Here is a 19,686-nt window from a genome sequence, read left to right on the forward strand (position 1 = left end):
TTTAGCTCTAATAAGTGTCATAAATGGTTAACTGGTATTGTTCAATGATGCTGTTTAATTTTTCTCCATAAGTTGTATCCGTAGCGTAGACCCCTGTTAGGGCAGCTGTGGCATCCTTATAATTCTTAGTCTTGGAACGGTGTACCCCTACATAGTAGCTGCCCTCAAGGAAGTCTACGTAGTCCTGTAAAGAATTTTCCACAGAGCCATAAGAACGAAAAGCTGCATCAATATAGTAAGGATTGCCCTTACCATCATCCTCCCAGGTCGGTAGGGTCACACTTTGACCATTGTAGTCCCCCTTAATCCCAAAGAAGTTATAGGACGGCTTCTGACTCAAAGTAGATTGTCCAGAGTCAGATTCCAAGATGGCCTGAGCTATCATAACAGATGCATAAAGATCATTTCTAGCTGCCAAATAGCGCGACGTCTCACCAATCTCAGCAATAAAAGCAACCGTCGTCTCATCCGTAGACGTCATGTTCTTTTCCATGGTCAACCTTGGAAAATTTAAACTAGCTAGGAGTCCCAATAAGGCAAATAGGCCGATAAAAATCAGACTCCACTTTTGGAAAAATTTAGGAAAGAGCAAGAAAGACTTCTGTTTCTTTTTAGTTTTCTTAGGTCTAGCTTTAGACTTACTTTTCTTTTTTCCTTTCGCCAATCGGTCACCCCCTCAAATCATACTAACTCTCCTAAGTATATCAAAAATCACTAAAAAAGACCCAAACCAACCGGTTTAAGCCTCCATTATATTAAATGGCGTCTCCACCACGTTCACCAGTACGAATACGGATAGCACTCCAAATTGAAACAAAACCAGCTCCAGGTGTGATTGCAACTAGACCTGCTACCAAACCGGTTGAACCACCAACCAAGGATGGATGTCCTGTGACATGTTTTTCAATTGCCAACCATGAAAACATGCCTGCAGCAGCTGACACATGAGCGGTTACTAGCGTGTGAACTGCCAACCATTAGCAGCCAAGGCTGATCCTGCATAAAAGCCAAACCAACCAAACCATATGTGCAAAATATTTTATGTCAGATAATATAACACAAAACCACGAGACAAACAAGTGTATTTACGGAATTTTTTGATAATTCTTTCTTTTCTAACATCTTGTGTTGCCACAAAAAAGAGCCTTTAAACCCCATGAAAAAGGTTATAAAGCTCTTGCCTATTCATTTTTCGCTCTTTAGCAACGGTTTTTATAGCCTGATTAGGTTTCATTCCAGAGGCAATTAAAGCTTCTACAGCCTCTACCGGGGTAATATTTGATGTTAGATTTTCTTCCTTATCATTTTCAGAAGCTCCAGCCACAATCAGTAAACATTCACCCTTGAGAGGATTACTAGCAATATAATCTAAAACTTCTGAAATAGATCCTCGTTGGTACTCTTCATAAAGCTTGGTCAATTCTCGAACTAAAGTTACTTGACGGTTGCCATAGACCTCATGCATATTTTCAAGAGTATCCGCCACACGGTAAGGTGACTCGTAAAAAATCTGTGTCTCAGGATAAGACAGTTTTTCCTTGAAGAAATCAATCTGCTGTCCTTTTTTACGGGGTAGGAAGCCATAAAAAATATGAGGTTGGGGTGCTAAACCACTGGCAATCAAGGCTGTAATACCAGCCGATGCTCCCGGTAAGGCCACCACAGGAATATCCTCAGCAATGGCAGCTTTGACCAAATCATGCCCAGGATCCGAAATAGAAGGCATCCCCGCATCAGAAACCTGAGCCAAAGAAAGACCTGACTTCAAGCGCTCCAGTAAATCTGGAATTTTCTCATAAGCATTGTGCTCATGAAAAGAATACTGCTTGGTTTCAATCTCAAAATGCTTGAGCAAGAGACCCGTATTGCGCGTGTCCTCCGCACAAATAAGATCCACCTCTTTCAGGATTTGCACACTACGAAAAGTCATATCCTGCAAATTCCCAATAGGAGTGGGAACCAGATAGAGGGTACCGTAGCTAGATTGCCCCTTAAAACTCTTTTGAACCTGCATGTTTAGTCTCCGTACAACAATTCTGCACAGAAGCCACAAGCTTCATTATTATCACGACGTTGGCCATAAAAATCTGGACAAATATGGAATCCATCATCGTAAATAGCCTCGAGATTTACCTTACCATGAGACATTTTAGTCCCTGTCTCCTCTTGAACCACTTGACTTAAGTGCTCACGCAACTTGTCGTTTTCCAACTTGAGGGCCGTATTTTCATCAAGAATCCCTGAGAAGTTCGCCTTAATCGCTTCCACTTCTGCCAACATCGACATCAAATTTTGTGATAATTCCTCGAATTTATCATACAATTCACGCTTTTCCATTTAGCTGAACTTCCTCCACTCCATAAGTTAGGGGCGCACGCCCTTTTTCAAATACAACCTTAATGGTCCCTGCAATTACATCAATGGCAACGACCTGACCTGTACCATCCTTGGTTTCAATGTCATCACCCAAGTCAGGATAACTAGCCTTGCTATCTCGGTAAAAGTCATCTTCATAACTGAGACAACACATAAGTCGACCACAGACCCCATTCATCTTACCAGAATTCAAAGATAAACTCTGATTTTTAGCCATCTTAATCGATACTGGTGGGAATTCACCCAAAAAACTAGAACAACAAAGTGCCCGACCACAAGGTCCTAGGCCACCATAAATCTTTGATTCCTCACGACTTGAAATTTGGCGCAACTCAATACGTGTCTTAAAGTAAGAAGCCAAATCTTTGAGCAATTGACGAAAATCTACCCGTTTTTCAGCAACAAAACTGATTAGTACATAAGAGCAATTTAGCGGAAAGACAATATCAACGACCTTCATTTCTAGCTGATTTTGAGCAATTAAATCAGCTACTACTCCCATACTCTTTTCAGCCTTCAAAAGATTTTCATCATATCTAGCGAAATCTTTCTCCCCTGCCAATCCTTCAACCCGATTCAAATCCGCAGGCAAACTAACCTCAGGAAAATCAGCGTTTTCCATGACAACCTGAGCTAGGCGCTTATCTTTTTTCTCCAAAACGACTACAAAGTCATCTTTGGCATAATTTTTATCAGGAACAACATATTCTACTGCTCCAGTTTCCTCAAATTTTATTCCAATGACTTCTGTCATGATAATACCATATACTCCATCGCATTTTGAAAGCTGACATTAGCTAGCCACATTTTTCGTGCCTCATAAACTAAGCCTAACCATCGTCTTGCTTGTGGATTTTGTATATCCTTCCCCAATTGATAAGTTAAAAAAGCCCAGACCATCTCTTGTTCCGACTTTTCACTACACTGGACAGCCAGTTTTGCAACATCCAAATAAAGCAGGTCCTGATTAGATAGCAGGGACTGTGTGAAACGCTCTACTGTATTAATCAGATCAAGAATCCTATTATCCTTAGCTAAGTCTAAAGCCTGAACATCATCTTTAGCAAAATCCGCCAACACTTTGGCTTGTGTCAGCAACAAGCCTTCCTTCTGCAGCAATTCTTCCAGATAAGCCCGATTCTTAGGAAAATAAAAGAGTTGAGCTCGACTTTTAATCGTCGGTAACATCCGACTATCATCAGCTGTCAAAAGAAAAATATAAATCTGACTTTGAGGTTCTTCAATAAACTTTAATAGACTATTGGCAGCATTGACATGCATCTTATCTGCATCACGAATGATAAAAACCTGAGCCTGCCCTTCAAAACTCGATTGACTAAACTCTCTAGTCAACTGACGAATCGTGTCCGTCTTAATAATCTGTCCTTGTGGCTCTACTAATTTAACATCAGAAAAGTCCCCCTGAGCAATCAAACGACAAGGACGACAGTGACCACAAGGTAGACTATTCTCAGGAGTCACACAAAAACGACTCTGTGCTAGCCAAATAGCCATGTCGAGACTTCCAAAATCACCCGAAAACAAATAAGCATGACTCAAACGATTTTCCCTGATAATTTGTGAAAACTCTTCAAATAGTTTGCTTTGACTTTCAGCTAACTTCATCTTGCTCCTTATAAATAGCCTTTAATTACTTTCCAAGCGTCCTCTACAACATCTTCAAAAGCCTGTGAGGCATCGATTAGCTTGATACGTTCTGGTTCAGCCTGTGCTAAATCTAAATAACCTTGACGTACACGCTGATGCAAGTCAAGCTTCTCTAAATCCAACCGATTGACTTCACGTTCACCGCTGGCTGCAATGCGGGCCAAACCAGTCTCAGAATCCACATCAAACAATAAGGTCACATTAGGTTTATAACCATCAGTCGCATAGGCATTTAACCAGGCAATCTCATCCTGATTCAAGCCACGGCCAGTACCTTGATAAGCAACTGATGAATCAATAAAACGATCCATGATGACCATATTGCCTTTTTCAAGCTCTGGCAAAACCTTCTCAACCAGATGTTGACGACGAGCCGCAATATAGAGCAAGAGCTCTGTCTTAGCATCCATAGCCGTATTATTGACATCCAAAATAACCTCTCGGATTTGCTCTGCAATAGCTACTCCGCCTGGTTCACGTGTCGTCACAACCTGAGCTGGATAAACCTCTCTTAAACGTGGCAAAAGTGCCTCCAAAACTGTAGTCTTTCCAGCACCGTCTGGCCCTTCGATTGAGATTAATAACCCTTTTGACATGATACTTCCTTTTGATTTTTTTCATCTTCTATTTTATCAAATTTTAGCTTAGATGGAAGAAAAAAAGAGGTTTCCACCCCTCCTTTTTTCTATCTAAATACTTCTGACCATGCCGATTGCAGGTTTCGAACCTGTGACCTACGCGTTACGAGTGCGTTGCTCTACCAACTGAGCTAAATCGGCTGACACAGTCATTCTAACACTATGCCCTAAAAAGTCAAGTTCTGTACGAAATTTACAAAAAAGAACTTGGACTAGCCAAGCTCTTTCTTTTCTTACAATGATTTGTAAAGTTGACTTGCATTTTCAACAGTGAATCCGTATTCTTTAAAGATACGGTCACCAGGTGCTGAAGCACCCCAAGTATCAATAGTAAGTGTTTTACCTGCAAGACCAACATATTTACCCCAACCAAAGCTAGTTCCAGCTTCGATAGCCAAACGTTTTGTCACAGCTGCTGGAAGGACTTCTTCTTTATATGCAGCATCTTGTTCATCAAAGAGATTTTGTGATGGCATTGAAACAACACGAACATGCACACCTTCAGCTTCAAGAGCAGCCTGCGTATCAAGTGCCAATTTCACTTCAGAACCAGTTGCAATGATGATACCATCAAGATCACCGTTTGCTTCTGAGATGATGTAAGCTCCTTTATTGACACCAGTTTCAGCATTTTCAGCAGTACCATCAAGGACTGGCAAGTTTTGACGTGTCAAGACTAGCATTGTTGGACGTTCAGTCTCAGCCAAGGCACGTTTCCATGCAGCATTAGTTTCATTACCATCTGCAGGACGGATAACGTTAAGGTTAGGCATTGAACGCACACTTGCCAATTGTTCGATTGGTTCGTGAGTAGGTCCATCTTCACCAACTGCTACTGAGTCATGTGTCATAACATAAGTTACTGGCAAGTTTTGAAGAGCTGCCATACGTACTGCTGGAAGCAAATAGTTTGAGAAGACGAAGAAGGTACCACCATAAACACGAGTACCACCATGAAGAGCAATACCATTCATCGCTGCAGCCATAGCAAACTCACGCACACCAAACCAAATATTACGTCCAGCATAGTTGTCTGCTTGGAAATCAGACTCAGCCTTAACCATAGTATTGTTAGAAGCTGAAAGGTCTGCTGAACCACCCCAGAATGAAGGAACTTGTTCAGAAATCTGTTGGATAGCTTGTTGGCTTGATACACGGCTAGCAACTGCTGAACCCAATTCATGAGCATTCAAGTCAACGTGTACAGGTTCATTTGCAAAGGCAGCCTTGTATTCAGCAGCCAATTCTGGGTAAGCAGTTTCATATTCTGCAAATTTAGTTTGCCAAGCATTTTCAGCAGCTTCACCACGGAATTTAATACCAACTTCAAAACGACGAGCAACTTCATCTGGAACTGTAAATGCCGGTGCATCATAACCGTAAACACCTTTTGCGTGATCAATGCCATCTTGACCGATTGGAGCACCGTGGACAGCTGATGTTCCTTGTCCTTCAGCTCCATAACCAATGATTGTCTTAACTTCAATGATAGATGGTTTATCTGTCTCAGCCTTAGCTTCTTCGATGGCTTTAGCAATAGCTTCCAAATCATTACCATCTTTGACAAGAATGTGTTGCCAACCATAAGCTTCAAACTTAGCCTTAACATCTTCTGTGAAAGCCATTGAAGTTGGTCCATCAAGTGAGATATCATTTGAATCGTAAAGAAGCACCAACTTACCAAGTTTAAGGTGACCAGCAAGACTGGCAGCTTCTTGAGAAACACCTTCCATCAAACAACCATCGCCATGGAGGGCATAAGTATAATGGTCAACAATATCAAAACCAGGTTTGTTAAATTTAGCTGCCAAGTGTGCTTCAGCCATTGCCATACCTACAGCATTAGCAATCCCTTGACCAAGAGGACCTGATGTTGCTTCAACACCATCAGTATGGTTAACTTCAGGATGACCTGGAGTCTTAGAGCCCCATTGACGGAAATTCTTCAAGTCATCCATTGTTACATCATAGCCAGAAAGGTGCAATAGACTATAAAGCAAGGCAGAACCATGACCAGCAGAAAGAACAAAACGGTCACGGTTTGTCCAGTTACGGCTAGTCTTTGGATTAACATTCATCACATGGTTCCAAAGCACATAAGCCATTGGCGCTGCACCCATAGGAAGACCTGGGTGCCCAGAATTCGCGGCTTGAATTGCCTCGATCGAAAGCGAACGAATAGTGCTGACCGCCATTTGGTCAATTGCATCAAAAGTCATGATTCTAACTCTCCTTTTTTGGAAAAAAATGCGGAGCATACAGACTATTAGCGTCTGAGCTCTAGTTATACTATTTTAATTATAGCATATTATCTATCTCTTTGGGCAATCCAATTCTATTTGTGAAACCCTAAACCTATAAAATACAGGACCTAAAGCGTTCGTTTTTACAAACCAATAGCATTTGTCTTATCCCAAGCAATTATTAAATCTATTCATCAAAAAACAAAAAAGCCGAGGGAAACCCCGACTTTATGTAAAATTATTTAACGAAGTCAAGCAATGCCAAGAAGCTTTCAGCTTCAAGTGATGCACCACCTACAAGAGCTCCGTCAACGTCTGGACAAGCCATGTATTCAGCAACGTTTTCAGGTTTAACTGATCCACCGTATTGAACACGTACTTTGTCAGCAACTTCTTGACCAAAGTCAGCAGCTACAACGTCACGAACAACTTTACACATTTTTTGTGCGTCGTCTTGTGAAGCTGATTTACCAGTACCGATAGCCCAGATTGGTTCGTATGCGATTACTGTTGAAGCTACTTGTTCTGCAGTCAATCCAGCAAGAGCAGCTGAAACTTGAGCACCTACGAATTCTGCTGCTTTACCAGCTTCGTAAGTTTCAAGTGATTCACCACAACAGATGATTGGAAGCATACCATTAGCAAAGATTGCTTTAGCTTTTTTGTTGATGTCTTCATCAGTTTCGTGGAAGTAGTCACGACGTTCTGAGTGACCGATAACAACGTAGTCAGTACCGATTTCTTTCAAAACTTGTGGGCTAGTTTCACCAGTGAAGGCACCAGCATTTTCAAAGTAAGTGTTTTGTGCAGCAACTTTAAGGTCTGAACCTTTAGCAGCAGCAAGTACAGCTGTCAAGTCAACTGCAGGAGCTGCGATACCAGCTTCAACAAGATCTGATGAAGGAAGTTTTGATGCTACAGCTTCAACGAATGCTTTTGCTTCTTCTGGATTTTTGTTCATTTTCCAGTTACCAGCGATAAATGGTTTACGTGACATTTCACATACCTCTTCTTTTATTTATTTACTCGTTTATTTTATCACAAATCCCTTACTATTACTAGGATTTTAGGAAAATTCCGAAAACTCAACCTGCTTTATGTCTATTTATCACTATCAAAACTTAGCTTAAGCATCTAAAATACCTTAAAAGTATAAAATCACAAGTATTTTTAAACACCAAAAAGAGCCGAGTAAACTCGACTCTCTCAATTATTGTCTGACGAATAATTGTATTGGGAACTTAATATTAATTAAGCTTCGATTTCAGATACGATACCTGAACCAACAGTACGTCCACCTTCACGGATAGAGAATGTTGTACCTTGTTCAACGGCGATTGGGTGGATCAACTCAACGTCGATAGTCACGTTATCACCAGGCATAACCATTTCAGTACCTGCAGGAAGTTCGATTGAACCTGTTACGTCAGTTGTACGGAAGTAGAACTGTGGACGGTAGTTGTTGAAGAATGGAGTGTGACGTCCACCTTCTTCTTTAGAAAGGATGTAAACTTCACCTTTGAATTTAGTGTGTGGGTTGATTGAACCAGGTGCAGCCAATACTTGACCACGTTCGATTTCATCACGTTGGATACCACGAAGAAGAACACCGACGTTATCTCCGGCAATACCTTCGTCAAGTTGTTTACGGAACATTTCAACACCAGTAACAACTGCTTTTTGGATATCTTCTTTAAGACCAACGATTTCAACTTCGTCATTAACACGAACAACACCACGGTCGATACGTCCTGAAGCAACAGTACCACGACCAGTGATTGAGAATACGTCTTCGACTGGAAGCAACAATGGTTTGTCAGTGTCACGTTCTGGTTCTGGAATGTATTCGTCAACAGTGTTCATCAAGTCCATGATGATGTCTTCGTATTTAGAATCACCTTCAAGAGCTTTAAGAGCTGAACCTTGGATAACTGGAATGTCATCACCTGGGAAATCGTATTCTGAAAGAAGGTCACGGATTTCCATTTCAACCAATTCAAGCAATTCTTCATCGTCAACCAAGTCAACTTTGTTCATGAAGACGATAAGGTGTTTAACACCAACCTGACGTGAAAGAAGGATGTGCTCACGAGTTTGTGGCATTGGTCCGTCAGTAGATGCTACTACAAGGATCGCACCGTCCATTTGAGCGGCACCAGTGATCATGTTTTTAACGTAGTCCGCGTGTCCTGGTGCATCGATGTGAGCGTAGTGACGTTTTTCAGTTTCGTACTCAACGTGTGCAGTGTTGATTGTGATACCGCGTTCACGTTCTTCTGGAGCAGCGTCGATTGAAGCGTAGTCTTTTGGTGTGTTAACTGCGCTAGGAAGACGACGAGCCAATACAGTTGTGATAGCAGCTGTCAAAGTAGTTTTACCGTGGTCAACGTGTCCGATTGTACCAATGTTAACGTGTGGTTTACTACGATCGTATTTTTCTTTTGCCATTTAGGAAAAGCCTCCAATAAAATATATTTTATAGATAGACAGTAGGCAATACAGTCTAACTTTACTCTACTATTCTATCAAAATGTCATAGAATTGCAAGTATTTTATATAGTTTTCAATTTTTCTTTAGAGTAATCACAAATATTTCTTTCAGTAATTCTATTTCTACTACTTCTACAAGCTTTTAGTATTACCTTTACTAATGCAAAACGCTATCAAGTAAAAAAAGAAGCCGAATTAACGACTTCTTCTTAAAGGCACGATTTTTTCATCTTGATTTTCCAATTCTTGAGTCTGAGATAACTCATCCTCAATCGCTTGAACAATATTATCACGCTTTTCATTAGCAGCGATGTTCAAGACAAAGGCTATCCCAACTGAAGTCACTAAAAGAGAGTTACCTCCTTGCGAAAGGAAGGGGAAGGTAACCCCTGTTGATGGAATCAGCCCTGAGATTCCTCCGATGTTAACGAAGACCTGCATTAGCATTAAGGCACCTACACCCAATGCCATCATAGAGTTAAAAGGATTTCGTGCCTTGACTCCCACAATCATAACACGAAGAATGAGGAAAAAGAGGAGGGCCAGAATCAAGCCAGCTCCGATAAGACCTAACTCTTCAATTACAATTGAAAACACAAAGTCTGTTGTAGCTTCTGGGAGATAACCAGTTTTTTCAATCGAATTTCCAAGTCCAAGGCCGAACCAGCCCCCATTACTCATAGCATAGTATGAATGAGATAGCTGAAGACCAGATCCTGTCAAATCCTTGAACGGATTAAAATATGCTGCGAAACGCTTGGCAACATATCCAAAGATAGGTACCTTAGCCATGGTTTGAACCCCAACCAAGGCAATTAACCCAAGGAAGGCTGACGAAATCCCTACAATGCCGGCAAACAAGGCCGTAAACCAACGGTAGCCAACACCAGAAATTGAAAACATCACTACTGTAGTCAACACAATGATAGCCGCATTCCCCAAGTCAGGTTGGATAGCAACCAAACCGATCATTACAAGCAAATAGACACGCCAGTCATTAAGTTCCTTACCATTCCTAGGAATCCATCTATTCTTCGTCAGGGCTTGGTAGTCATAACGTTCTATGGCAGACTGTTTTTTTGAAAAGGTGTGTGCCAAAAACCAAACAACAATGATCTTAAGGTACTCCGCTGGTTGGAAAGACAAGGGACCTAGCACAATCCAACCATTGGCACCATTGATTTCCCTGGTGAAAAATTTGGCAATGACCAAAAGTAAAATCTCAAAGGCAATAACAACACCCAAAAGCTTATCTTTCCTGAGAAAGTTCAATTTCAGTCGGTAGATGAAAAAAATAGAGAACAAGGATACCAACCAAAAGGCTCCTTGGTTTATAACAGATGCGAAGGGATTGGCTCCCAAGGCTACTAAACGAGCACTTGTTGTTGAATACACTACTATTAAACCAACTATGGATAAGATTAAATAAGGTATCAAGATGGTGTAATCTAAAAGATGCTTCTTTTCAATTTTCATATCTTTAAAAAACTCATACTTTCTATTACGTTACTCTACATTTTCTCTTAAAATATAAAGCTAACAGCTTATATTATAACACTTTGATACCTTAAACTAAAGTAAAAGCTAAATTAACCGTTTTCAGGACTGGAAATCTGATTTTTTATCTTACCTTCAGATAGGTTTTACAATGAACTTTCTTTGATAACTTTGCTACTTCTCATGTTTTCTTTTACGACAAATAAAAAACGGGACCAAAGTCTCGTTTTTTTTGTCTTATTTTGTACCGACACTGATACGATTAAGTGCTCGACGGAGAGCAACCTGAGCACGTTGAACTTCATCAATACGGTCAGATTTAGTTGCTTCTTCCAAGTCACGTTCGGCACGTTGCTTGGCACGTTCGGCACGAGAAACGTCAATGTCGCGTTCACGTTCTGCTGAATCGGCAACGATAGTAATAAAATCATCTTTAACTTCGATGATACCACCGTTTACGGCAATCCAATCGACGTGACTCTCGTCATCCACACGACGAACCTTGAGTTCATCCACTTCAAGTGGCGCAATCAAGTTAATATGGCCTGGCAAGATACCAATTTGACCATCTTTAGTAACCGCGTGGATAAAGCTGGCATGGTGGTCATATTTCAGACCATCCGGAGTTACCACTTGTACGGTCATTTGTGCCATATCTTCACCTCATTAGTAGCCCATAGCTTTAGCTTTAGCTACTACATCCTCAATTGGACCTACGCTACGGAAGGCATCTTCTGGAAGATTGTCATATTTACCTTCAAGGATTTCTTTAAAGCTACGAACGGTTTCAGCAACTGGAACATAAGAACCTGGTTGACCTGTAAACTGTTCAGCAACGTTAAAGTTTTGTGACAAGAAGAATTGGATACGACGAGCACGTCCAACCAATGTTTTTTCTTCGTCTGACAATTCATCCATACCAAGGATAGCGATAATATCTTGCAATTCACGGTAACGTTGAAGCACACGTTGAACTTCAGTCGCAACAGCATAGTGTTCTTCACCAACAATTTCAGGTGAAAGGGCACGTGAGCTTGATGCCAATGGGTCAACGGCTGGGTAAATACCCATTTGTGTCAACTTACGTTCAAGGTTGGTTGTTGAATCCAAGTGAGCAAATGCTGTAGCTGGCGCTGGGTCAGTATAGTCATCGGCTGGAACGTAGATGGCTTGGATTGATGTAACAGAACCTTTTTTAGTTGATGTGATACGTTCTTGCAATTGACCCATTTCAGTAGCAAGTGTAGGTTGGTAACCAACGGCTGATGGCATACGACCAAGAAGGGCAGAAACCTCAGAACCTGCTTGAGTGAAACGGAAGATGTTATCGATGAAGAGAAGCACGTCTTGACCTTCGACATCACGGAAGTATTCCGCAATTGTCAAACCAGTAAGAGCAACACGCATACGTGCTCCAGGTGGTTCGTTCATTTGACCGAAGACCATGGCTGTTTTCTCAATAACGCCAGATTCTTTCATTTCCCAGTAAAGGTCATTACCTTCACGTGTACGTTCACCAACACCTGTAAACACGGAAATACCACCGTGCTCTTGGGCAATGTTGTGAATCAACTCTTGAATAAGAACGGTTTTACCAACACCTGCACCACCAAAGAGTCCGACTTTACCACCTTTAAGGTAAGGGGCAAGCAAGTCGATAACTTTAATCCCTGTTTCAAGGATTTCAGTAGATGTTGACAATTCATCGAAAGTTGGTGCTTTTTTGTGAATTGGTTCACGCTCTGCATCTTCTGCAAAAGGTGCTTCCAAGTCAATGGTATCACCAAGAACGTTAAAGACACGTCCAAGGGTATCTTTACCAACAGGAACGCTGATTGGACGACCAGTGTCCAGAACTTCTAGTCCACGAGTCAATCCATCAGTAGATTCCATGGCAATGGTACGAACCACACCTTCTCCAAGTTCAAGAGCTACTTCGAGCACGATACGTTTAGACTTTTGTTCATCAGTATAAACGACCAATGCATTGTTAATCTCAGGGAGTTTATCACCGGCTGCAAACGCTACGTCTACAACAGGACCAACAACCTGAGCAATTTTGCCTGAGCTCATTGTTTTCTCCTTATGATAGTTTTTTGGATGACAATCATCCCTTTTTCATGTGTGTCTAATTAAGACAAATCTCTAGCTATTCAAGTGCACTTGCACCACCAACAATTTCAGTAATTTCCTGAGTGATGGCAGCTTGACGCGCACGGTTATATTGGATTGTCAAATCGTTAATCACATTCTTAGCATTATCAGTGGCTGTCTGCATTGCAGTCATACCCGCTGCGTGCTCAGCTGTTTTGGCATCTACGATAGCACCGTAGATAAGACTCTCCGCATATTGTGGTAAGAGTTGATCCAAAATAGTGTCACGATCTGGTTCCAATTCAAACTTGGTCAACACATGACCTTCTGATTCATTGGGATCCAAATCAGCGATAGGAAGCATTTGTTCCACACGAACTTCGCTAGACAAACTGTTAACATGGTGATTATAGCACACATAGAGTTCATCAAAAAGTTCATTTTGATACATTCCTACAGCTTTAGAAATGATTTTTCCGACTTGATCAAAACTAGGTTGATCTTCAAGGCCACGAAGTTCAAAAGCAACATTCATGTTACGAGCCTTGAAGAAATCTGAACCTGTTCCACCAATAGAAATGATAGCATATTCATCTTCAGAATCATGGTCACGTTTAATCATGTCCAACACAGCTTTAAGAATTGTTGAGTTATAACCTCCAACAAGTCCTTTATCTGAAGTAATGACAATGTAACCTGTCTTACGAACTGGGCGTGCATCCAACATTGGATTTGACGAACCATTAATCAATTCTGAATGTAGAAGATCTGTTGTGATCTGTCTAATTTTTGAGGCATAGATTTGGAAATCTTTAGCAGCTTGCTCAGAACGTGTCAATTTCGATGCAGAAACCATTTGCATGGCTCCTGTGATCTGACTCGTTTTCTTTGTTGAAGCAATTTTTGCTTGGATTTCTCTTAGAGAGCCTGCCATATGCTGTCCTCCCTATTTCTATTTGTATTCTGACTGATCTTTGAAAGCTTGGATAGCTTCATTAAGTACAGATTCCTCAGGAAGATCCTTAGTCGTACGAATAGTTTCAAAGATATCCTCATGGTGACTATCAAAGTAGTCATAGAGTGCTTCTTCAAAATCCAAGATTTGATCAACCGGAACACTATCCAAGAAACCGTGTGTCAAAGCGTAAAGGATAACAACTTGTTTCTCAACTGGAAGTGGTTTATGAAGCGGTTGTTTCAAAACTTCGATTGTACGACGACCACGGTTCAATTTCGCTTGAGTCGCAGCATCCAAATCTGAACCAAATTGCGTAAAGGCTTCAAGTTCACGATATGAAGCCAAGTCAAGACGAAGTGTACCAGCAACCTTCTTCATCGCTTTAATTTGCGCTGATCCACCTACACGTGATACGGAAGAACCCGCATCAATGGCTGGACGAATACCTGAGTTAAACAAGTTTTCTTGCAAGAAGATTTGTCCATCTGTGATTGAGATAACGTTTGTTGCGATATAAGCTGAGATATCTCCGGCTTGCGTTTGGATGATTGGCAAGGCAGTAATTGAACCACCACCAAGGTCATCTGAAACTTTAGCTGAACGTTCCAAAAGACGTGAGTGGAGATAGAAGACATCCCCTGGGTAGGCTTCACGACCTGGTGGACGACGGAGAAGCAATGAAAGTTCACGGTAGGCCACGGCTTGTTTAGACAAATCATCATAAACAATCAAGACGTGTTTTCCGTTATACATGAACTCTTCAGCCATTGCAACACCAGCGTAAGGCGCGATGTAAAGCAATGGTGATGGTTGTGATGCTGAGGCAGTCACAACGATTGTGTAATCAAGAGCACCATGTTTACGAAGCGTTTCTACTTGTGTACGAACTGTTGATTCTTTTTGACCAATAGCCACATAGATACAGATCATATCTTGACCTTTTTGGTTCAAGATAGCATCAATGGCTACTGAAGTTTTACCAGTTTGGCGGTCTCCGATGACCAACTCACGTTGACCACGTCCAATTGGAACCAAGGCATCAATGGCCTTAAGACCAGTTTGCAATGGCTCAGAAACTGATTTACGTTGCATAACACCTGGAGCAGGTGTTTCAACTGGACGGAAACCTGTTGTTTCGATGTCACCAAGACCATCAACTGGTTGCCCAAGTGGGTTTACTACACGACCAATAAGGGCTTCACCAACTGGAACTTCCATGATTTTTCCAGTACGTTTAACAATATCGCCTTCACGAATTGCTACGAAATCCCCCAAGATAATGATACCGACATCATTAGTTTCAAGGTTTTGGGCCATACCATAGGCACCATTTTCAAATTCGAGCAACTCACCACTCATGGCATTATCAAGACCACGAGCACGTGCGATACCGTCACCGATATAGGTAACGACACCAGTTTCAGTGACGTCAAAGTTTGGCTGGAAGTTTTCAATTTGCTTTTTAATTAAAGCGCTAATTTCTTGTGCGTTAATTGCCAAAAGTCACACCACTTTCTATTTCAAATTCGTTTTAAAGGTTTGCAATTGACTGCGAATTGACGTGTCAACAACCTTATTTTTTGCTTTGATGACGAATCCTCCGATGAGGTCCTCATCAATTTTTTCTACTAAACGACGTGTCTTAATCTCAAATTTTTGTGAAACAATCGCCAAAAGTCGGGCTTTTTGTTCCTCAGACAAGGGACTTGCTGATGTCACTGTGACATCGTAAGTATTGTCTTCTTGGTCAAAGAGCTCAAGGACCAATTTCAACACATCATAGAGAATGTTGGCACGGTCATTGAGTAAGATTACCTCAAGAAAATTGTTCATATACACTGAACAAGACTCTTGAAACAAGCTCAAACTTTCTTTTTTAGCTTCACTTGTCACATTTTCCTGCGACAAGAAGGTTTTTAGATTTGTTTCAGCAAAAACTGTTAGGATTTGCCTTACTTCTTCTTGGATTGTTGACACGGCGTCTTGTTCAAAAGCGACTTCTACCAGACTTCTGGCATACTGCTCAACAAGAGCTTGTGTTTTCTTATCCATTAAGCATCTCCTAATTGATCAAGATAGCTATCAATCAAGTCAGATTGCGCTTTAGCATCAAGGTTTTGTTTCATAACTTTTTCCGCCAAGAGGACAGTCAAGTCTGCAACTTCACCTTTAACGCCAGCAAGTGCTTCCACACGGCTTTGGGCGATGTCTTGATTTGCTTTCTCTTTCAAGCGTTTAGCTTCATCATGTGCTTCTGCAATGATTTTTGATTCTTGAGTTTTACCAGTTTCCTTGGCCCCATCAATAATTTGAGCTGCCTCAGTGCGAGCACCTGCCAACTCATCTTGACGTTTTTGTGCCAAGCGTTCTGCTTCTTGACGAGCATTTTCAGCACTATCAATATCTGTGGCAATTTTCTTTTCACGAACAGCAAAGATTCCTGTAATTTGATCCCATGCGAATTTACGGATGAGGTAATACAAGAGAAAAACTGAGCCGAGTGTGATAATGATATTACCAAGTGTCGTACTATTAATAAGTATTGACATTTCATTTCTCCCTTTCTTAATTATTCTTCGTTGACTTTATCACCAATATAGTTTGAACTTAGGATAATAAAGACATAGGCTTGGATAAAGCCGATAAAGGCTGAAAAGGCAACCCAGACAAGGTTCAAAGCAAAGGATACAGGTGCTGCAAAAGCAGACCAGGTCACTAATTGAAGAATCAAGCCAGTAAGTACCTCACCAGAATAAATGTTACCAAACAAACGCAAGGCCAATGAAGCAAGGTTGGTTAATTGTTCCAAAATGTTCATTGGGAGCATAGCTGGGTATGGTGAAAGGTAGCCCTTTAGATAGCCTTTAAACCCTTTTTTACGGATCCCCTCAATATGACTAATGAGGGTAATAATCAAAGAAAGAGTGATAGTAACACCGAAGTTCGATGTTGGAGAAGTCCAAAAATTGTAATGCTCACTTTTTACAGATACAAGCAAACCTAAGTTGTTTGCTGTAAAAACAAAGGTGAAAATTACAAACAAGAGCAAACTATAATTCTTCGTGAATTTCCCAAGACTTTGAGAAATGGTACTGTTCACAAACTCATAGATGAACTCAAGCACATTTTGTTTTCCCTTTGGTTTAATGGTCATCTTACGACTTGACCAAAAAACCACTCCAAAAACGATAATTACTGTCAAGAGAGACATGGCAAGGACAGTCAAGTCAAAATCAATCCCAAATAATGAGACGGTTGGATTACTTGTAGTTTCCACTGCTCATCCCTCCTTCATCTTTTATTTGTCTATTAGACAATGTAGCTAAGGGCAAACAATACGAAGAAGGTACCTTCGATAAAGGCAACACCAGTAAACATCAATGTTTGAAGTTTGCTAAACATCTCAGGTTGGCGAGCTGCAGCTTTAGCGATATTGGCAACGAGGATACCCTCACCAACAGATACACCCATAACGGCCAAACCGAGGGCTAAGATAGTTAGATTCATAGTAGAATTCTCCTTTTTAATTATTTTTACCCTGCTATTTTAGTCCTATTTTCCACGAAAGTCAATGAATTGACGGTTTTTTAGACGTTTTCACTGACTTTGCCTAACGTTTTCATTTTACTTACACAGGCGTTTACTTTTAATGAAAAACTTTCTGCTTATTTCATAAAAACAAGCCTAACCTTGTGAGATTAGACTTGTTTGGGAGATTTATGAAAAAAGAAAGATACACTGTCTGACTTAAAACCAGAACATGTGAGCGCTACCGAACGACGTTCAGTAATACTTATTAGGATGACTATAGTATAACTTGAGTTCCTTAAAGAAAGCTGAAGGGGAGCGTTTTTGCTCCACTTTCTCTTTAGAAAGTCCTACTGACTCCAAAAGTAGAAAATACTACTCCGACACTTTTTAATATTAGTATCTCTCCATATCAAATGTTTACTTTATCAATAATTACCATCGACGTGGCTACTCTCCTTGGATAAAACAAACACTAACATTATCAGATGTTAAACGACTTACCCAACCTTTATTTCATAGTCCAGGAATAATAATATCACCTCATAGAGACTTTGTATTTTTCATAAAATGACGTGTACAAAACGGTAACTCGTCCAATTTAACAACTTCTTTTGTCCTAAATCTTCTTCTATCATACAAAACACATGACCCGATGCTATCTTCCTTTCGTTATCAACGATAGAATCTAGAACCTCACTGTACCTAGTTTTATATTAATGTAAGATTACTAGACTTTAGCATTCTCTGACTATAGTCACTTTGAAATATAGATAGTTTGAAGCATCTGGATTTATTTTTGTTATAATAACTTATATAACTATTTTACTTGTAATCGAAAGGAAATAAAATGAGTCTTACAATTTTGAAAGAGGATGAGTTTACATCTTTCATAGAAAAATGTAAAGAACATTCGTTCATGCAAACAGTATCAATGTCTAATCTCCTAAGAAAAAGAGGATTCGAGACTAAATTTTTAGGTTGGAAAAGTAATAATGAAACTACTGTTGCTGCTATTGCTTTCATGAAGCATTTGACTGGAGGAGTCAGAATAGAAATTAATAGTGGTCCATTGTATACAAATGAATCCGATTTAAAGAGTTTTTATCATGAATTACAACTTTTTGCTAAGAAACAGGGAGCTCTAGAATTGGTTGTAAAGCCAGACGACATTTATCAGACATTTGAAATTGATGGAAAGCCTATTGAACCTGAGAAAACAGAATTAATTTCTACACTAACAGATCTTGGCTACAAATTTGATGGTTTACAGGTAGGCTATCCTGAAGGAGAACCAACTTGGCATTATTTGAAAAATCTTGAGGGCTTTGATGAAACATCTTTATTAAAATCATTTAACAAAAATAGCGTCAGAAACATCAAAACTGCTCTCGACTATAATGTTATTGTTCGCAAAATAAATAAAGAAGAAATTCCAGAATTCAAAAAGATTATAGAAGAAACCGGAAGAAGGCAAGGATTTGAAGATAAAAGTTTAGATTATTATACAGAACTATATGATGCATTTGGTGATAACGCTGATTTCTTGGTAGCAGAGTTAGATTTTGAAAAAAGCTTAGATCACATAAATAGTAAACTTACCTCACTGAACCCTAAGAGCAAACAGTATGATCAACAAGCTCAAAAATTGAATAAACAAAAACAGATCATTTCAGAGCTCAAACAACAAATTAATACAGAGAAGATACTTCTTGCCTGTGCTTTAATACTATATACGAAAGATCAGGCCACATATCTCTTTGGAGGTTCCTACACAGAATTTCAAAAATTCTCTGCTGCTTTCTTAATTCAGTATCATGCCATGAATTGCACTTTAAGAAGAAATATTATGAGTTATAATTTCCTTGGAATCACAGGTGTGTTTGACGGCTCTGATGGAGTTCTACGATTTAAACAAAACTTTAACGGTTATATTGTTCGTAAGATGGGAACCTTCCGCTATTACCCACAACCTTTAAAATACAAACTTATTCAAGGACTTAAAAAGCTTCTTAGACGTTCTTAGTTTAAAAAATACTGTTTACTATTCATTGCTTGAAATAAACGCAGGCTTTTGTTAGAGCCACTGAAAAAGTCATCATATGATGACTTTTTTGTTATGTGACTTTAAGTCCGTTTCGCTCCGAAGGTGCGAAACAGATAAACCACCCGCTATGCGGGTGCGCATCGAAGG

At 40.2% G+C, this 19,686-nt stretch carries 19 protein-coding genes, 1 tRNA gene and 1 pseudogene; 1 reads left to right on the plus strand and 20 read right to left on the minus strand.

The genetic code is table 11. The features are described 5' to 3' along the window. Positions 1 to 7: 7 nt before the first annotated feature. The 20 genes and pseudogenes from H7T93_RS02090 to H7T93_RS02185 form a co-directional block, all read right to left on the minus strand. Positions 8 to 664: a glucosaminidase domain-containing protein gene (locus H7T93_RS02090; RefSeq protein WP_021144572.1), complete on the minus strand. Its 657-nt coding sequence runs from the start codon at positions 662 to 664 to the stop codon at positions 8 to 10. Positions 665 to 788: 124 nt separating this feature from the next. Further along, a pseudogene (locus H7T93_RS02095) lies at positions 789 to 1,027 on the minus strand (ammonia permease); the annotation flags it as partial. A 120-nt stretch (positions 1,028 to 1,147) separates the two neighbouring features. Further along, a complete protein-coding gene (rsmI, locus tag H7T93_RS02100; RefSeq protein ID WP_155123812.1) occupies positions 1,148 to 2,014 on the minus strand; it encodes a 16S rRNA (cytidine(1402)-2'-O)-methyltransferase in 867 nt (288 codons plus the stop codon). Positions 2,015 to 2,016: 2 nt separating this feature from the next. Further along, entirely contained in the window at positions 2,017 to 2,337 is a 321-nt protein-coding gene (gene yabA, locus H7T93_RS02105) for a DNA replication initiation control protein YabA (protein WP_002887582.1), read from the minus strand. Beyond that, a complete protein-coding gene (ricT, locus tag H7T93_RS02110; protein WP_048676194.1) occupies positions 2,324 to 3,130 on the minus strand; it encodes a regulatory iron-sulfur-containing complex subunit RicT in 807 nt (268 codons plus the stop codon). Before ricT ends, yabA begins: the two co-directional genes overlap by 14 nt. Beyond that, the gene (locus H7T93_RS02115) at positions 3,127 to 4,002 is read right to left on the minus strand and encodes a DNA polymerase III subunit delta' (RefSeq protein WP_073685601.1); all 876 of its coding nucleotides are present in this window, start codon (positions 4,000 to 4,002) and stop codon (positions 3,127 to 3,129) included. The genes ricT and H7T93_RS02115 overlap by 4 nt, the downstream gene beginning before the upstream one ends. 8 nt (positions 4,003 to 4,010) lie before the next feature. After that, complete coding sequence (gene tmk, locus H7T93_RS02120; protein WP_155123811.1) at positions 4,011 to 4,640, minus strand: dTMP kinase; 630 nt, start codon at positions 4,638 to 4,640, stop codon at positions 4,011 to 4,013. Positions 4,641 to 4,750: 110 nt separating this feature from the next. Then, positions 4,751 to 4,823: transfer RNA gene (locus H7T93_RS02125), tRNA-Thr, on the minus strand. 92 nt (positions 4,824 to 4,915) lie between these two features. After that, the gene (gene tkt / locus H7T93_RS02130) at positions 4,916 to 6,901 is read right to left on the minus strand and encodes a transketolase (protein WP_155123810.1); all 1,986 of its coding nucleotides are present in this window, start codon (positions 6,899 to 6,901) and stop codon (positions 4,916 to 4,918) included. Between the two features lie 262 nt (positions 6,902 to 7,163). Further along, positions 7,164 to 7,922: a triose-phosphate isomerase gene (tpiA, locus tag H7T93_RS02135; RefSeq protein ID WP_002885895.1), complete on the minus strand. Its 759-nt coding sequence runs from the start codon at positions 7,920 to 7,922 to the stop codon at positions 7,164 to 7,166. A 254-nt stretch (positions 7,923 to 8,176) separates the two neighbouring features. Next, complete coding sequence (gene tuf / locus H7T93_RS02140) at positions 8,177 to 9,373, minus strand: elongation factor Tu (RefSeq protein ID WP_002886182.1); 1,197 nt, start codon at positions 9,371 to 9,373, stop codon at positions 8,177 to 8,179. Between the two features lie 237 nt (positions 9,374 to 9,610). After that, positions 9,611 to 10,891: a cell division peptidoglycan polymerase FtsW gene (ftsW, locus tag H7T93_RS02145; protein ID WP_049545801.1), complete on the minus strand. Its 1,281-nt coding sequence runs from the start codon at positions 10,889 to 10,891 to the stop codon at positions 9,611 to 9,613. 258 nt (positions 10,892 to 11,149) lie between these two features. Next, on the minus strand, positions 11,150 to 11,566 hold the full coding sequence (locus H7T93_RS02150; protein ID WP_002890211.1) for a F0F1 ATP synthase subunit epsilon: 417 nt from the start codon (positions 11,564 to 11,566) through the stop codon (positions 11,150 to 11,152). Positions 11,567 to 11,578: 12 nt separating this feature from the next. Next, positions 11,579 to 12,985 carry a F0F1 ATP synthase subunit beta gene (gene atpD, locus H7T93_RS02155; protein WP_002890209.1) on the minus strand — a complete coding sequence of 469 codons (1,407 nt, stop codon included), beginning with the start codon at positions 12,983 to 12,985 and terminating at the stop codon, positions 11,579 to 11,581. Positions 12,986 to 13,061: 76 nt separating this feature from the next. Beyond that, positions 13,062 to 13,940 carry a F0F1 ATP synthase subunit gamma gene (locus tag H7T93_RS02160; RefSeq protein WP_002890208.1) on the minus strand — a complete coding sequence of 293 codons (879 nt, stop codon included), beginning with the start codon at positions 13,938 to 13,940 and terminating at the stop codon, positions 13,062 to 13,064. An 18-nt stretch (positions 13,941 to 13,958) separates the two neighbouring features. Next, positions 13,959 to 15,464 carry a F0F1 ATP synthase subunit alpha gene (atpA, locus tag H7T93_RS02165; protein WP_002885972.1) on the minus strand — a complete coding sequence of 502 codons (1,506 nt, stop codon included), beginning with the start codon at positions 15,462 to 15,464 and terminating at the stop codon, positions 13,959 to 13,961. A gap of 15 nt (positions 15,465 to 15,479) precedes the next feature. Next, a complete protein-coding gene (locus H7T93_RS02170) occupies positions 15,480 to 16,016 on the minus strand; it encodes a F0F1 ATP synthase subunit delta (RefSeq protein WP_002885901.1) in 537 nt (178 codons plus the stop codon). Beyond that, positions 16,016 to 16,513, minus strand: coding sequence for a F0F1 ATP synthase subunit B (gene atpF / locus H7T93_RS02175; protein WP_084869505.1), 498 nt, complete (start codon positions 16,511 to 16,513; stop codon positions 16,016 to 16,018). Before atpF ends, H7T93_RS02170 begins: the two co-directional genes overlap by 1 nt. 20 nt (positions 16,514 to 16,533) lie before the next feature. Next, entirely contained in the window at positions 16,534 to 17,241 is a 708-nt protein-coding gene (atpB, locus tag H7T93_RS02180) for a F0F1 ATP synthase subunit A (RefSeq protein WP_002885921.1), read from the minus strand. Between the two features lie 32 nt (positions 17,242 to 17,273). Beyond that, a complete protein-coding gene (locus H7T93_RS02185; protein ID WP_002890193.1) occupies positions 17,274 to 17,471 on the minus strand; it encodes a F0F1 ATP synthase subunit C in 198 nt (65 codons plus the stop codon). A gap of 871 nt (positions 17,472 to 18,342) precedes the next feature. On the opposite strand from H7T93_RS02185, the gene H7T93_RS02190 reads away from it, so the two are divergent. Beyond that, positions 18,343 to 19,518 (plus strand): peptidoglycan bridge formation glycyltransferase FemA/FemB family protein, encoded by a 1,176-nt coding sequence (locus H7T93_RS02190; RefSeq protein ID WP_037601949.1) that lies wholly within the window; start codon positions 18,343 to 18,345, stop codon positions 19,516 to 19,518. Positions 19,519 to 19,686 lie beyond the last annotated feature (168 nt).

Source organism: Streptococcus sp. 9.1 (genome assembly GCF_016648815.1).
Taxonomy (GTDB): Bacteria; Bacillota; Bacilli; order Lactobacillales; family Streptococcaceae; genus Streptococcus; species Streptococcus salivarius_E.

Coding starts and splice junctions, on each gene's coding strand:
- ricT (WP_048676194.1), bottom strand. CDS start 3,130: ATGACAGAAGTCATTGGAATAAAATTTGAGGAAACTGGAGCAGTAGAA.
- yabA (WP_002887582.1), bottom strand. CDS start 2,337: ATGGAAAAGCGTGAATTGTATGATAAATTCGAGGAATTATCACAAAAT.
- H7T93_RS02185 (WP_002890193.1), bottom strand. CDS start 17,471: ATGAATCTAACTATCTTAGCCCTCGGTTTGGCCGTTATGGGTGTATCT.
- H7T93_RS02150 (WP_002890211.1), bottom strand. CDS start 11,566: ATGGCACAAATGACCGTACAAGTGGTAACTCCGGATGGTCTGAAATAT.
- H7T93_RS02160 (WP_002890208.1), bottom strand. CDS start 13,940: ATGGCAGGCTCTCTAAGAGAAATCCAAGCAAAAATTGCTTCAACAAAG.
- tkt (WP_155123810.1), bottom strand. CDS start 6,901: ATGACTTTTGATGCAATTGACCAAATGGCGGTCAGCACTATTCGTTCG.
- H7T93_RS02170 (WP_002885901.1), bottom strand. CDS start 16,016: ATGGATAAGAAAACACAAGCTCTTGTTGAGCAGTATGCCAGAAGTCTG.
- atpF (WP_084869505.1), bottom strand. CDS start 16,513: ATGTCAATACTTATTAATAGTACGACACTTGGTAATATCATTATCACA.
- tuf (WP_002886182.1), bottom strand. CDS start 9,373: ATGGCAAAAGAAAAATACGATCGTAGTAAACCACACGTTAACATTGGT.
- rsmI (WP_155123812.1), bottom strand. CDS start 2,014: ATGCAGGTTCAAAAGAGTTTTAAGGGGCAATCTAGCTACGGTACCCTC.
- atpD (WP_002890209.1), bottom strand. CDS start 12,985: ATGAGCTCAGGCAAAATTGCTCAGGTTGTTGGTCCTGTTGTAGACGTA.
- H7T93_RS02115 (WP_073685601.1), bottom strand. CDS start 4,002: ATGAAGTTAGCTGAAAGTCAAAGCAAACTATTTGAAGAGTTTTCACAA.
- tmk (WP_155123811.1), bottom strand. CDS start 4,640: ATGTCAAAAGGGTTATTAATCTCAATCGAAGGGCCAGACGGTGCTGGA.
- ftsW (WP_049545801.1), bottom strand. CDS start 10,891: ATGAAAATTGAAAAGAAGCATCTTTTAGATTACACCATCTTGATACCT.
- tpiA (WP_002885895.1), bottom strand. CDS start 7,922: ATGTCACGTAAACCATTTATCGCTGGTAACTGGAAAATGAACAAAAAT.
- H7T93_RS02190 (WP_037601949.1), top strand. CDS start 18,343: ATGAGTCTTACAATTTTGAAAGAGGATGAGTTTACATCTTTCATAGAA.